Origin of the sequence: Limnohabitans sp., from assembly GCF_046052825.1 — a bacterium.
In the GTDB taxonomy this organism is placed as follows: domain Bacteria; phylum Pseudomonadota; class Gammaproteobacteria; order Burkholderiales; family Burkholderiaceae_C; genus Limnohabitans.
Map to the genome: position 1 here is coordinate 1 of NZ_JAVLFP010000009.1, position 13024 is coordinate 13024.

Here is a 13024-nt window from a genome sequence, read left to right on the forward strand (position 1 = left end):
AGCTTCGTCGGCAGCGTCAGATGTGTATAAGAGACAGCTCCTACACCTGCGCCCACAGCGCCAGCGCCCGTGATGCCCAGCACCACCGCGCCGGTCATCAGCGTGCCCGTGGCAGCTGCAACGCCAGCACCCGCCCCCAGCACAACAGCGCCGCCAGCGCCACCTGCGCCCGCCGCCCCGCCCGTGAAAACCGCCGCCGTGATTCAGCCCGGTGCCACCTGCGCCAAACCTGACTACCCCAGCGCCTCACGCCGCTTGGAAGAAGAAGGCACGGTCACACTGCGCTTTTTGATTGGCACCGATGGCCGTGTGCTGCAAGCCGAGATTGACAAAACATCGGGCTACCCACGCTTGGACGACGCGGCGCGCAATGGACTCGCCAAATGCCAGTTCCGCCCTGGCACGGTGGACGGCAAGCCTGAGCAAAGCTGGGCCAGCATCCGCTACACCTGGCGCTTGGAATAACACACCCCACATTTCAGACCGAAGGAAACTTCCATGTTCACACGCAAACTCTCCCAACTCGCCCTCGGGCTGATGGCTTGGTTCCTCACAGCCAATGCCTTGGCCGCCGAAGAAGCCCTCGACAACCCCTATGGCTTGACGGCGCTGTGGGCGCAAGGCGACTGGGTGGCCAAGGGCACGCTGTTGATCCTGGTGCTCATGAGCATGGGCAGCTGGTATGTGATCTTCACCAAGCTGGCCGAGCAAAGCCGCGTGTTGAAGTTTGCGCAGGCAGCACAGGCCTCGTTCTGGCGGGCCGGCAGTGTGCGCCAAGGGGCCGAAGGTCTGGACGCCGAGAGCCCGTTTCGCTTCATCGCCGAAAAAGGCTTGGAAGGCGCCAGCAAGCACGACGGCCTGTTGGGTAACGTGGATTTCAACACCTGGGTCACGATGAGCATCCAGCGCGCGATGGGCAACGTGCAAAACCGCATGCAAGATGGTTTGGCGGTGCTGGCCACGGTGGGCTCAACCGCGCCTTTTGTGGGCTTGTTTGGCACGGTCTGGGGCATTTACAACGCCTTGGTGAAGATTGGCATGTCGGGCCAAGCCAGCATCGACAAAGTGGCGGGGCCCGTGGGTGAATCATTGATCATGACCGCGATTGGTTTGGCTGTGGCCGTGCCCGCCGTGTTGGGCTACAACTGGCTGGTGCGCCGCAACAAGGCAGCGATGGAAGAGGTGCAAGCCTTTGGGGCCGACTTGCATGCGGTCTTGCTGGCCTCAGGCACCCCCAACCCCTGATTCCCCATGGCCATGCATCTGGGTCCGAGCGAGTCGGACGACGAACTGCTCACCACCATCAACACCACGCCGCTGGTGGATGTGATGTTGGTGCTGTTGATCATTTTCTTGATCACGATTCCGGTGGTGACTACCTCGGTGAAGGTGGAGTTGCCTCACGAGACGCAACAACCACGCGAAACCCAACCCGACAACATCGTGCTGTCGATTGACGCCCAAGGCCGTGCGTTTTTTTACGACGCACCGGTGCGCTCCAACGCCGATTTGACCCAGCAACTGCAAACCTTGGTCGAGAAAAAACCGCAGCCTGAAGTGCAAATTCGTGGCGATGCGAAGGCCGACTTTGAAGCCGTGGGCCGTGTGCTGTATGCCGTGCAAAGCGCGGGTTTGACCAAGGTGCGTTTTGTCACCGAGCCACAGGGCACGCCATGAACATGAACGGACCTTTGTTGCACACCGAGCCAGAACCCGAGGTGATGATGGACATCAACACCACGCCGTTGATCGACGTGATGCTGGTGCTGTTGATCATGTTGATCATCACCATTCCGATTCAGTTGCATTCGGTGAATCTGGACATGCCCGTGGGCAGCCCACCGCCGCTGAAAAAACCCAACATCGTGCGCATCGAGGTGGATGCACGCAGTGTGGTGAACTGGAATGGCAAGCCCTTGGCCGACCGCGCAGCGCTGGACGCCTTGTTGCAAGAAGCCAGCACCCAGCAACCGCAGCCAGAGCTGCACATCAAAGCCCAAGGCAAGGCCAAGTACGAGGCGGTGGCGGGTGTGTTGGCCAGCGCCCAGCGCCAGGGGCTGACCAAGCTCGGCATTGTGGGCACCGAGCAGTTTGCAGCGCCTTAGCGCAGCGGGTTACTCCAGACGAATCCCAGCGGCCTTGACCAACTCGCCTGCCGAGCGGGTTTCGTCGTCCAAGAATTTCTCAAACGCAGCTTGTGGCATGGGCATGGCCGCAGCACCGAGCTTTTCCAGGCGTTCGCGCACATCGGGCAAGGCCAACACCTTGCTCATGCCATCGTGCAAACGGTCCACGATGGCTTTGGGGGTTTTGGCGGTGATGAACGCACCCACCCAAAAGGTGTAAGCGGCGGAAGCAAAACCTGCCTCGGAGATGGACGGGACGTTGGGCAACAAGGGCGAGCGCTGCGCGGTGCTGACGGCCAGAGCTTGAAGGCGGCCACTTTGGATCAAAGGCAAGGCCGAGACCAAGGGCGCAAAGAACCAGTCGATGCGGCCCGAGGCGGTTTCGGTCAAGGCCTCGGGCGTGCCACGGTAAGGCACGTGTTGGGCTTGGATGCCAGCCGCCACGCGGAACTTCTCGGCGTTCATGTGGGTGGCCGAGCCGTTGCCTGCCGACCCATAGTTGAGTTGCCCCGGCTGGGCTTTGGCTTTGGCCACCAAATCGGCCACGTCTTTGTAGCCCTTGCTGGGCGAGACCACAATCACGTTGGGCAAACTGGCCAACGGGGTGATGCCGTCAAAGTCTTTCAAGGTGTCGTAGGGCAGCTTGGGGTAGAGCGCCGGGTTGACCACGTGGCCCGAGCTGTGAATCAGCACGCTGTAGCCGTCTGCCGGGGCCTTGGCCACCAGCGCCGCGCCCACGGTGCCACCCGCACCGGTCTTGTTGTCAATGACGATTTGCGCACCCAAGATGGGGCCGAGTTTTTCGGCCACAGCGCGTGCAATCACGTCGGTGCCGCTGCCTGCGGTGAAGGGCACCACAAACGTGATGGCTTTGGCCTTGGGCCAGTCACCCACTTGGGCCTGTGCCCCAAGGGCGAGTGACGAGAGACCGGCAGCAGCCAGTTGCAGGGTTTGGCGGCGGGTGAAGTGGGAAGCGGTCATGGAGGTCTCCTGGTATCTTTTAAAAGCGCAAACAACAGATGCAACAAACAGCCTCAAGCGGCAGGTGGTTCAAACGGCATGGCCAACAAAATGCGCGCCACGTCTTGGGTGTGGTTGATGATTTGGCGGCTTTCACCGGGCGCAAAGCGGCACGAGTCAAAGCGGTTCAAGATGTGGCGGGTTTGCACGCCGTCGAGCTCGCTCACCACGGTGAGTGAGCCTTCCAACACCACGTAGTGTTTTTCAATGGGCGAAGGGTTCAAAGCAGTTTGGCCACCGGGTTGCAACACGGACATGCCCATCCACAGCTGCACCGCAGGGCCGGCCTCATGGCCTTGCAGGCGCAAGCACTGCATGTGGTCGTGGTTGGGGGCAAAGTACTCGGGCGCTTGGTCGATGCGGGTCAGGTTCATGGCGGGCTCAGGGTGAATCAGGGGTTGAACACAATGCGACGGGTGGCACCCGCCAACACTTCGCGGTAGACGAACAAGGCTTGGTCCAAACCAAAAGCCGCATCGGCTTGAACCTCAAAAGGATGCAAGGTGCCGGCGTCAAAACCAGCACGCATGCCTTCCATGCGCTCGTTGGTTTGTACGCAATCCAGTGCCAGCGTGTCAATGCCCACATACGTGTGCATGCCACGGTAGAAGGTGAAGATGTCAAACGGCACCGGACGCTCCAGCGTGGAGATGAAGATTTGCGTCGCCCCTTTGGCCATGGCTTTGTTGGCGGCTTCAAAGTAGGGGCTGCCCATGGTGTTGAACACAATGTGCGCGCCTTTGCCGTTGCTCAGCTCGCGGATGCGGGCCGCCACGTCTTCGCTGCGCGCGTCGATGCTGTGCACGCCGGGGCCTGAGGGACCCTCCCAAGGGCCGGCTTGGCGACGCACCGCAATCACTTGTGCACCCGCTTGCGCGGCCAGTTGCACCGCTGCTTGGCCGACCTTGCCGTTGGCACCCATCACCACCACGGTTTGCCCGGCTTGGGGCATGCCGCTGCGGCGAAAGCCCTCGTAGGCGGTGACAAACGGCACGCCCACCGAACCGGCCTGGTCAAAGTTCAAGCGGCTGGGTTTTTCGCGCAGCGCAGCTTCGGGCAACAACAACCAACCGGCATGCGAGCCATCACGGGTGATGCCCAAATCGCCCCCCGAGCCCCAGACTTCTTTGCCCACCCAAGCGCTCGGGCCCTCGACCACCACACCGGCGTAGTCGCGTCCAGGCGAACGCGGAAACACCGCCTGCGGCATGATGCCAATGGCGGCTTTCACGTCGCTGGGGTTGACCCCCGCGCTGCGCACACGCACCAAGGCTTGGCCCGCTTGCAACACCGGCGGGGCTTGCACCTCGAGGCTGGTGACCAAGTCGGCAATGGCCGTGACCTTGGTGTTCACGCGCACTGCGTGCAGGGGAGTTTTGTCCATCGTCATCTTGTTTCTTTCAGTCACTCAGGCACGCGCGGGCAGGTTCAGCATGGCACGCGCTTCACGGGGGTTGGCCAATTCGCCACCCAGGTCTTGCACGATGCGTTTGGCTTTGAGCACCAACTCGGCATTGCTCTTGGCCAACACGCCTTTTTCCAGGTAAATGTTGTCTTCCATGCCGACCCGCACATGGCCACCGTTGAGGTAAGCCAAGGCGACATAAGGGAACTCAAAGCGGCCAATGCCAAAGGCCGACCAAATGGCCCCTGCGGGCAACAGGCTGCGGGCATACATCAAGGTCTCGGGCGAGGATGAAAAACCGTATTTCACGCCCGTGACAAAGGTCCACATGCCGGGGCCTTCGAGCGTGCCATCGGCGATCAGGTCACGCGCCAAATGGATGTCACCGGAATCAAAAATTTCAAGCTCGGGTTTGACGCCCGCCTCGCGCATGATCTTGGCCATGATGCGCACATTGCGCGGCGTGTTGATGACCACATCGGGGCCGGAGTTCATGGTGTTCAAGTCCAGCGAGCAAATGTCGGGACGCAGCACACGCACATGCTCGACGCGCTTTTCGGGTTGCACCAGGGTCGAGCCTGGAGCGGCCACACGCGGGTCGTCGTGGCTGGGGATGAAACGCCCGCCCGGTCCGGTGGTGAGGTTGATGATGAGTTCAGGGTTGCCGCGACGCACCTGGTCCATCACCTCGCGGTAGAGCGCCACCTCCATCGAGGGTTTGCCACTTTGTGGATCGCGCACGTGGATGTGCACGGCTGCGGCACCGGCCTCGGCGGCGGCCAAACACTCGTTGGCAATTTGCGTCGGCGTGATGGGCAGGTGGGGGGTTTGGTCGGGGGTGGTGATGTTGCCGGTGACGGCACAGGTCAACAAAGTTTTAGAAGCCATGGAAGTTCTTTCGATCAAAGGTGACGGCCACCGTCCACCACCAAGCGGGTGCCGGTGACGTAACGCAAGGTGGTGGCGCAGGCTTGCACGGCAGCAGCCACGTCGTCCACCGTGCCAATGCGGCGCAGCGGAATGGTGGCAGCGGCTTTCTCGTTGAAGTCGGCACCACGTCCAGGCACAAAACTCGAATCGACCACGCCGGGCGACACCGAGATCACGCGCACATGGGGCGCAAAAGCTTTGGCCAAGGCGTCTCCCACCACGTCGATGCTGGCTTTGGCGGCCACATAGGCGAGGTTGCTGCCGGTGCCGGTGAAACCTGCGATGGAGGAGATGTTGACGATCAAACCGTCTTGCGACTGCTTGAGCAAAGGCATGAAAGCACGGATGGTGGCAATGACGCCGCGGAAGTTGACTTTCAAAATGTCGTCGATCAGCTCGTCGCTCAACGCCTCCAAGTCGGCAGCAGGCACAGCTTTGGTGTAACCCGCGCTGTTGACCAAGATGTGCACGGCACCACACTGGGCACCGACTTGTTCGGCCACGGCGTTCAGTGCGGCGCTGTTGGTGACTTGAGCCTGGAACGTCAGATGGCCTGTGCCGGGGAGCGAGGCCGCATGGGCAGCGGCCACCTCAGGTGCCGCGCTGTTGTAGAGCAGTACGCAGCGCGCGCCCAGCTTGGCCAAGCGGCGTGCGGTGGCCAGGCCAATGCCGCCGGTGCCGCCGGTGATGACGGCGACGCGGCCTGCCAGGGACTCGGTGGGTTCAAAAGTGGTGGTCATGAAATTGATAGATGGAGGTGAACGGTTGGATGAGACGGAGCGCCTGTGCTCAAGGAATCGGGGGGTGTGGGAACACCATCTCGCCGGGCACCAAGTGGAAGTCTTGCGTGAGGTAGGCCACGGTTTGGCCCTCGACGCTGTGTTTTTCAAAGTGACCGACCAGGGGGGCGGTGACGCCGAACACCGGGTCGCTGGTCAAGTTGACATCGTCGTCGGCAAACACCTGGGTGATCAACACCTTGTGGCCAGGGCTGGAGATCATGAAGTGCAAATGCGCCGGACGGTTGGGATGGCGCAACTGGGCGTCGAGCAACTCGCCACATGGCCCATCGGTGGGCACGGGGTAGCCCGAGGGGCACACGGTGCGCATGAAGTAAGCGCCTTGCGCGTCGGTGGTGAACAGGCCGCGCAGGTTCATGTCGGCTTGGTTCGGGTCTTGGTTTTCGTACAAGCCCACGGGCGAGGCTTGCCACACATCGACCTTGGCGTTGGGCAAAGGTTTGCCATGGGCGTCGTAGACCACGCCGCGCACTTCCATGGTGATGCCCGGTGTCTCAGAGCGCACGATGTTGTCGCCCGGTTGGCACACCGGTGCGTTGGCACGCCAGAACGGCCCCAGCAAACCGGCTTTGGACGACTCGTCTTCTTTGCCGGGTGGGTTGTTGAGCATGGCCACCAGGGTGGACACACCAAACAGGTCAAACGCCAAGATGACTTCGTTTTTGGTTTCACCCGTCTCTTGACCTATGCCCACCAAGAACTTGACCGCGCGTTCAAATTCTTTTTCGGTGACCTGGTTGTCGATCACGAACTGGTGCATGTGGGTGCTGAGCGAACACAACAGTTGGCGCAGGCGCGGGTCGGGCGTGCGGTTCATGACCTCCAGGACCAGAGGCAAAACGGTATCGGGGGTGGTGGGGAAAACCAGCGTGTTGGTGGCTTGGGACATGCGGATGACTCCTCAGGGTGGAACACGGAACGGGCACTGATTCTCCCTTTGAAAACATCTTCGTGGACCCGGGTTGTCTCTGAAGCGACCGATCCTCAGCCCCCAGCAGTGAATCGGTAGATGCCCTGCTCATCCAAGCTGCGTTTGACCAGCCCTTGGGCCCGCAATCGGTGTAAGTGTGCCAATGCCTCGCCAATGGCGAATGTGGTCTGATGAAAATCCAAAGGGCGTTTGAACAACAAGGTCAACACATCGTGGGCACTTTGTGGGCTGTGCTGACACGCCTGCAGCAAATCGGCCAAGCGCTCACGGTGGTGGTCTTGCAATTGCGCAATGCGCTCGTGCAAGCCCACAAAGGGATACCCGTGCGAGGGAAGCACCAAAGTGCCCTCGGGCAAAGGCAAGAACAGTTCGAGTGACTGCAAAAACAAGGTGAGTGAATCGGCCTCGGGCTCTATTTCGTACACGCTGACATTGGTCGAAATGCGTGGCAGCACCATGTCGCCGCTGATCAACACGCCAAGGCTTTCGCAATACAAGGCCATGTGCTCAGGCGCATGGCCAAAGCCTGCGATGCAGCGCCAGTCGTGCGCGCCAATGCGCAGCGCTTGGCCGTGCATCAGCCTGGCGAACACCCGAGGCACCTTGGGGACCATGGTGGGGTAGTAACTCTCACGCGCCCTTATTTTTTCTAAATCGTCGCGGTCTCGCCATCCATGCAGCGCAAAAAAATTCGCTGCCTCTTCACCGCCAAACGCATTCATGCCACTTGAATACAAACACGCCAAATGGTGATCGGCGGCACTCATCCACAGCTGGCAGGTGTGTTCAGGCGTGCTCCAGTGCTCGCACAACCAATGCGCCAAGCCCACATGGTCCGGGTGCATGTGGGTGACGATGACGCGCAACACGGGCAAGCCGTCGAGCTGCGTGTCAAAGACCTGCTGCCAGTGGTGTTTGGCGTCGTCGCTGGCCACACAGCAGTCCACCACAGCCCAGCCCTCGATCACCCCGTCGGGTCCTTCGCGTTGGTCGCGCAGCAACCACAGGTTGATGTGGTCCAAGGCAAAGGGCAAAGGCATGCGCACCCAACGCACACTTGGCATAAGCTCGAGGCTTGTGCCAGGTGCGGGCTTGTTGCCTGCATGGGGGTAATGCAAGCGCTGCTCTAACAGCTGGGCGTGGGAGGGTGTGGGGTCAGCGGCCTTCATCAGCCGCCTTTGAACACCGGCGTGCGTTTTTCCAAGAACGCAGTGCAGCCCTCATGGGCGTCTTCGGTTTGCAACAACAAGCTGATGGTGGCCATCTCGTGCGACAGGGCAGCGCTCAAGGGCATGTCGGCGCCTTGCAGCATAGAAGTTTTGAGAAGACGCAAAGCCCAAGGAGATTTGTCGGCGATGCGCTGCGCCAAGGTCATCGCCTCACCCATCAATTCCGACTGCGGCACGGCACGGTTGACCAAACCGATCTGCACGGCCTCAGCAGCCGACAGAAAGTCGCCCGTGAACATCAGCATCTTGGCTTGGCACAAAGGAATCTGGCGCATCAAGCGCTGCGAGCCACCGCCCCCAGGAAATAAGCCCAGTTTGATTTCAGGCAAACCTAACTTCGCGTTGTCAGCCATCAAACGGATGTCGGTGGTGAGCATGAACTCAGCCCCTCCGCCCAAAGCCCAGCCGTTGACCGCGGCAATGATGGGTTTGGCGCACACTTCAAAACGGCGAAACACCCGATGCAAAACCAGGGCAAAGTCTTGGTAGTGCGACAGCGCATGCCGACTGTTCAAATCGGCGATGTTGCCTCCTGCCATGAAGGTACGCTCATCGCACCCTGTGACCACAATCGCACGCACGTGTGTGTCTTGCTCTAACGCGTCCAAGGCTTGCTCCATGGCCAACACCATGGGCAAGTCCAAGGTATTCATCGACTCGGGTCGATTGAAGGTCATCACACCCACAGCCGCATCGCGGCGTGTCAGCACGTGGGGTTGGGTCATGGCATTCTCCTGTTGTGATCGGTTGAAGACGTTCTGATAAAAATTCAGGACGTGCGTTGGCGTTTTTTCCACGACCTCAAGTCCATCATGCCTGCTGCCACGCGTGGATCACTGTCAGCGGCAAACAGTTGGTGCTTTTGCACTTTTTGGGTGCCTGTGGTGGGAATCTCGTCGGTGAACCACAGCCACCCCGGCGCTTTGTAGTACGCCAAGCTGGCATCGCAGTGCGCAAACAAGTCGCCCACCAGCACATCGTCTGCACTTTGGGGCACGGCCACACCAGACTTGAGCACGACGCAGGCCAACACCTCTTCTTCGCGCACCTCGTCTTTGACGGCCAACACGGCGGCTTGCGCAACCAAGGGGTGACTTTGCAAGACCGCCTCGACTTCAGCAGCAGCAATGTTTTCGCCCGAACGGCGAATGATGTTTTTACGTCGTTCTAAAAAATGCAGCAAGCCATCGGCATCGCGCAACACGATGTCGCCGGTATGAAACCAACCGCCACGCCAGGCCTGCTCGGTGGCTGCATCGTCGTCCAAATAGCCACTGAAGAAATCGCGCCGTGGATGGCTGGCTGAGTCGCGCACCAGCATTTCACCTGGCGTGCCGTCGGGCATATCGACGTCGGCATCGTTGACCACTCGCACTTGCATGCCGGGCTGGGCGCGGCCAATGGCACGCGTGCCAACTTGGCGCGGCAGATCGGCATCAAAAATAGCACGCACCATCTCGGTCATGCCCCAAATTTCAACCAAGGGATAACCAAAGCGATGCTCGAATTCGGCGTGTCGTTGGGGGTCTACCCCAGCGCCAATGGCAAAGCGAACTTGATGGTCACGCTCGAGCGGATGGTGCTGCTGGTTGAGCAGCATGGGCACCACCACCCCCAAGTAGTGCACCACCGTGGCTTGAGACTCATGCACTTCGGTGAACCAACGCGAGACCTGAAAACGATCGGTCTGAATCTGGCAATTGCCTTTGAGCATGGCGCAGTAAAACGAAAAAATCAGCGCATTCACATGAAACACCGGCAAGGGGTTGTAGATGCGCTCGCAACCCTCGCCAAAATTGACCAATCCGCCGCGCGTGGCGTACCAGCGACCGGCAGCTACCTCATAGCGGTGCGACAACAAACAGCCCTTGGGTCGGCCCGTGGTGCCCGAGGTGTAGAGCACGCTGGCAATGCTGGCGGCAGTGGGCGTGGTAGATGTGGCAGCACGCACGGCAGCGGGCAGCACCATGTGCACCTGCAAAAGCACCACCGAGGCTTGGTGCTCAGACACCGCCAAGGCTTGCTGCAACAGCTTGGCCATGGGTTCGACCACCACCACCAAGTCCAACTTGGCGTGGTCGATCACATAGGCCATCTCGGGCGGTCGGTGATCCGGGTTGAGTGGCACACAGCACACGCCCAGCGCGTTCATGGCCAGCTTGTGTAGAAAGTGCTCCAAGCGGTTTTCAAGCAGCAAGCCCACACGGTGGCCTTCGCCGTAGCCAGCCTCGCGGTAGCGCTGCATCAGCTCGCGCACCGCGTCGGCGGCTTGGGCGTAGCTGTAGCTCTGACCCGCTGGGGCATAAGCCCGGGCAGGATTGGCAGGCACCACCAAAAAAGGGCGCTCGGCATATGCCTGGGCCGCTGCAAAGAAAACCTCTGGAATGGTCGACGTCTCACTGATTTCAATCATTTCGCCTCCTGATTCGCCGGGTGTGTTGAACGCTTGTCAGAGCCTGAGCACGCCGTAGCCCATGTCGCCAAATGGCGCATTCAAGGACGCCACAATCGCCATGCCCAAGGCATTGCGTGTGTCCACCGGGTCCAGGATGCCGTCGTCCCAGAGTTCAGAGCTGGAGTAGTAGGCATCGCTTTCGGCTTGGAAACTGTCAAGCACCGGCTCACGAATGGCTTCGATGTCTTCAGGGCTGAGTTGCTGGCCTTCACGCCGGAGCTGGCGAATCTTCACATCGGCCAAGGTGTTGGCGGCTTGCTCTGCGCCCATCACGGCGATTTGCGATTGCGGCCACATCCACAAAAAGCGGCCATCAAAAGCGCGTCCGCACATGCCGTAGTTGCCAGCCCCAAATGAGCCGCCGACGATGACGGTGAACTTGGGCACCGAGCACCCGACCTGGGTCATGATCATCTTGGCACCGTCTTTGGTGATGCCACGCTCTTCGTACTCGCGGCCCACCATGTAACCGGTGATGTTTTGCAAAAACACCAGCGGGGTGCGGTCGCGGTCACACAAGCGCATGAAGTGCGCGGCTTTGAGTGAGCTGTCATTGAACAGCACGCCGTTGTTGGCCAAGATGCCGACCTTGCACCCCCAGATGCGGGCAAAGCCGCAGACCATGGTGGTGCCGTAATCGGGTTGATACTCATGAAAGTGGCTGCCATCGACGATGCGTGCAATCACTTCCCGCATGTCAAAGCCCACCTTCCAATCGGTTGGGATGATGCCGTACAACTCTTGCGGGTCGTAGTGCGGTGGCTCGGGCTCAATGCGGTCAATGCGCTGTTTGAGCACCGGCGTGGTTTGCGCCAAGATGTCGCGTGCCAAGGCCATGGCATGGGGCTCATCGTCGGCGGCATAGTCACAAGTGCCAGACACGGTGGTGTGCATCTGAGCGCCCCCTAAGGCTTCGGCACTGACCACCTCGCCAGTGGCAGCCTTGACCAAGGGAGGTCCCCCCAAAAACACACCGCCATTGCCGCGAACGATGACGCTGTAATCGCTCAAGGCCGGAATGTAGGCGCCCCCTGCGGTGCAATGCCCCAACACCACGGCAATTTGAGGCACCCCCAGTTTGGACAAAGTGCATTGGTTACGAAAGATGCGGCCTGCGGTGTAACGGTCTGGGAACAAGTCGGCTTGCAAAGGCAAGAAGCCACCAGCGCTGTCACACAGGTGGATCACCGGCAAGCGGTTTTCGATGGCGATGTCCAAGGTACGGATGATCTTCTTGACCGACAAGGGGTACCAGGCTCCGCCTTTGATGCTGGGATCATCGGCGTGGATGATGACTTCACGGCCGTGGATGATGCCGATGCCTGAGACCTGCCCCGCACCATGCACTTCGCCGCCATAAGCCCGGTTGGCTGCCAAAGCCGACAGCTCTAAAAAGGGTGTGCCAGGATCGAGCAACAAATCGAGGCGTTCGCGCACGGTGAGTTTGTTGCTTTTCTTGAGACGGTCCACATCGCGTTGGGGGCGTTCGTCACGGGCTTGATTCAAGCGTTCGCGCAAGGTCTTAACCCGCTCGCGCATGTCGGCAAAGTTTTTGCGGTAGGCGGCGGACTCGGTGTCTATCTTGCTGATGATGCGGCTCATGCGGCGGCTCCGGTCTGGCTGTCAGGGCGGACACGGGCCAGAGTGGCGCCGCGTTGAAACGTTTGTCCTTCGGTGAATGGCAAGTCTTCCAGCACACCGTCTTGAGGTGACTCGATGGTCATCTGCAACTTCATGCTCTCGATCACCAACAGAGGTGTGCCCGCCATGACCACGCTGCCAGGGCGTATCAACCAAGACACCACCACGCCAGGCATCGGCGCATGGCACATACCACCGCCGTCGACAGCGCCAGCACCATGGGCGCGTGTGGGGTCCACCCGATCGACACGACAGGCCCGGCCATTGAGTTGCACGTAGACACTGTCTCCATGCGCCACCGCATGGAGCTTGTAGGTTTCAGATGCATGTTGGACGCCGAACACGCTGGGCCGTAAGGCCCGCACCGCGAAACGGGTTTCATCGACCACCACATCGGTGCCGTGCTTGCGGGTCAGGTGGCTTGGCTCAGCCGCGCCTTGGATCACATAAGTTGTCATGGGGTGTGTGTTCTTCAATGGGGCAGGCG

The 13024-nt window shown here is 60.4% G+C and carries 16 protein-coding genes; 5 read left to right on the plus strand and 11 right to left on the minus strand.

Translation table 11 applies throughout. The annotated features are described in order from the left end of the window. The 5 genes from ACKWJN_RS01590 to ACKWJN_RS01610 form a co-directional block, all read left to right on the plus strand. A partial coding sequence (locus ACKWJN_RS01590; protein WP_408593889.1) for a hypothetical protein occupies positions 1-233 on the plus strand: 233 nt, incomplete at its 5' end. Beyond that, positions 184-465 (plus strand): energy transducer TonB, encoded by a 282-nt coding sequence (locus tag ACKWJN_RS01595; protein ID WP_408593891.1) that lies wholly within the window; start codon positions 184-186, stop codon positions 463-465. The genes ACKWJN_RS01590 and ACKWJN_RS01595, both read left to right, overlap by 50 nt. Positions 466-537: 72 nt before the next feature. After that, the gene (locus tag ACKWJN_RS01600; protein WP_408593966.1) at positions 538-1245 is read left to right on the plus strand and encodes a MotA/TolQ/ExbB proton channel family protein; all 708 of its coding nucleotides are present in this window, start codon (positions 538-540) and stop codon (positions 1243-1245) included. A gap of 6 nt (positions 1246-1251) precedes the next feature. Continuing rightward, positions 1252-1677, plus strand: coding sequence for an ExbD/TolR family protein (locus ACKWJN_RS01605; RefSeq protein ID WP_408593893.1), 426 nt, complete (start codon positions 1252-1254; stop codon positions 1675-1677). Continuing rightward, entirely contained in the window at positions 1674-2105 is a 432-nt protein-coding gene (locus ACKWJN_RS01610; RefSeq protein WP_408593895.1) for an ExbD/TolR family protein, read from the plus strand. The genes ACKWJN_RS01605 and ACKWJN_RS01610 overlap by 4 nt, the downstream gene beginning before the upstream one ends. A 9-nt stretch (positions 2106-2114) precedes the next feature. Here ACKWJN_RS01610 and ACKWJN_RS01615 read toward each other — a convergent pair whose 3' ends face one another. The 11 genes from ACKWJN_RS01615 to ACKWJN_RS01665 all read right to left on the minus strand — a co-directional run bounded on the left by ACKWJN_RS01615 (position 2115) and on the right by ACKWJN_RS01665 (position 12995). After that, a complete protein-coding gene (locus tag ACKWJN_RS01615; RefSeq protein ID WP_408593897.1) occupies positions 2115-3107 on the minus strand; it encodes a Bug family tripartite tricarboxylate transporter substrate binding protein in 993 nt (330 codons plus the stop codon). A gap of 53 nt (positions 3108-3160) precedes the next feature. After that, complete coding sequence (locus tag ACKWJN_RS01620; RefSeq protein ID WP_408593899.1) at positions 3161-3520, minus strand: cupin domain-containing protein; 360 nt, start codon at positions 3518-3520, stop codon at positions 3161-3163. A 17-nt stretch (positions 3521-3537) separates the two neighbouring features. Continuing rightward, positions 3538-4536, minus strand: a complete 999-nt coding sequence (locus ACKWJN_RS01625; protein WP_408593901.1) for a zinc-binding alcohol dehydrogenase family protein — start codon at positions 4534-4536, stop codon at positions 3538-3540. 18 nt (positions 4537-4554) lie between these two features. Beyond that, the gene (locus tag ACKWJN_RS01630) at positions 4555-5439 is read right to left on the minus strand and encodes a 3-keto-5-aminohexanoate cleavage protein (protein ID WP_408593903.1); all 885 of its coding nucleotides are present in this window, start codon (positions 5437-5439) and stop codon (positions 4555-4557) included. A gap of 14 nt (positions 5440-5453) precedes the next feature. Beyond that, the gene (locus tag ACKWJN_RS01635; protein WP_408593904.1) at positions 5454-6221 is read right to left on the minus strand and encodes an SDR family NAD(P)-dependent oxidoreductase; all 768 of its coding nucleotides are present in this window, start codon (positions 6219-6221) and stop codon (positions 5454-5456) included. A gap of 49 nt (positions 6222-6270) precedes the next feature. After that, positions 6271-7170: a dioxygenase gene (locus tag ACKWJN_RS01640; protein WP_408593906.1), complete on the minus strand. Its 900-nt coding sequence runs from the start codon at positions 7168-7170 to the stop codon at positions 6271-6273. A 95-nt stretch (positions 7171-7265) separates the two neighbouring features. Continuing rightward, positions 7266-8381: an MBL fold metallo-hydrolase gene (locus ACKWJN_RS01645; protein WP_408593908.1), complete on the minus strand. Its 1116-nt coding sequence runs from the start codon at positions 8379-8381 to the stop codon at positions 7266-7268. Then, entirely contained in the window at positions 8381-9166 is a 786-nt protein-coding gene (locus tag ACKWJN_RS01650; protein ID WP_408593909.1) for an enoyl-CoA hydratase/isomerase family protein, read from the minus strand. Before ACKWJN_RS01650 ends, ACKWJN_RS01645 begins: the two co-directional genes overlap by 1 nt. Positions 9167-9210: 44 nt before the next feature. After that, entirely contained in the window at positions 9211-10854 is a 1644-nt protein-coding gene (locus ACKWJN_RS01655) for an AMP-binding protein (protein ID WP_408593911.1), read from the minus strand. 36 nt (positions 10855-10890) lie between these two features. After that, complete coding sequence (locus ACKWJN_RS01660) at positions 10891-12498, minus strand: acyl-CoA carboxylase subunit beta (RefSeq protein WP_408593913.1); 1608 nt, start codon at positions 12496-12498, stop codon at positions 10891-10893. Continuing rightward, entirely contained in the window at positions 12495-12995 is a 501-nt protein-coding gene (locus ACKWJN_RS01665) for a biotin/lipoyl-containing protein (protein WP_408593914.1), read from the minus strand. Before ACKWJN_RS01665 ends, ACKWJN_RS01660 begins: the two co-directional genes overlap by 4 nt. Positions 12996-13024 lie beyond the last annotated feature (29 nt).

Coding starts and splice junctions, on each gene's coding strand:
- ACKWJN_RS01665 (WP_408593914.1), bottom strand. CDS start 12,995: ATGACAACTTATGTGATCCAAGGCGCGGCTGAGCCAAGCCACCTGACC.
- ACKWJN_RS01635 (WP_408593904.1), bottom strand. CDS start 6,221: ATGACCACCACTTTTGAACCCACCGAGTCCCTGGCAGGCCGCGTCGCC.
- ACKWJN_RS01610 (WP_408593895.1), top strand. CDS start 1,674: ATGAACATGAACGGACCTTTGTTGCACACCGAGCCAGAACCCGAGGTG.
- ACKWJN_RS01615 (WP_408593897.1), bottom strand. CDS start 3,107: ATGACCGCTTCCCACTTCACCCGCCGCCAAACCCTGCAACTGGCTGCT.
- ACKWJN_RS01645 (WP_408593908.1), bottom strand. CDS start 8,381: ATGAAGGCCGCTGACCCCACACCCTCCCACGCCCAGCTGTTAGAGCAG.
- ACKWJN_RS01640 (WP_408593906.1), bottom strand. CDS start 7,170: ATGTCCCAAGCCACCAACACGCTGGTTTTCCCCACCACCCCCGATACC.
- ACKWJN_RS01655 (WP_408593911.1), bottom strand. CDS start 10,854: ATGATTGAAATCAGTGAGACGTCGACCATTCCAGAGGTTTTCTTTGCA.
- ACKWJN_RS01620 (WP_408593899.1), bottom strand. CDS start 3,520: ATGAACCTGACCCGCATCGACCAAGCGCCCGAGTACTTTGCCCCCAAC.
- ACKWJN_RS01625 (WP_408593901.1), bottom strand. CDS start 4,536: ATGACGATGGACAAAACTCCCCTGCACGCAGTGCGCGTGAACACCAAG.
- ACKWJN_RS01630 (WP_408593903.1), bottom strand. CDS start 5,439: ATGGCTTCTAAAACTTTGTTGACCTGTGCCGTCACCGGCAACATCACC.
- ACKWJN_RS01660 (WP_408593913.1), bottom strand. CDS start 12,498: ATGAGCCGCATCATCAGCAAGATAGACACCGAGTCCGCCGCCTACCGC.
- ACKWJN_RS01650 (WP_408593909.1), bottom strand. CDS start 9,166: ATGACCCAACCCCACGTGCTGACACGCCGCGATGCGGCTGTGGGTGTG.
- ACKWJN_RS01605 (WP_408593893.1), top strand. CDS start 1,252: ATGGCCATGCATCTGGGTCCGAGCGAGTCGGACGACGAACTGCTCACC.
- ACKWJN_RS01600 (WP_408593966.1), top strand. CDS start 538: ATGGCTTGGTTCCTCACAGCCAATGCCTTGGCCGCCGAAGAAGCCCTC.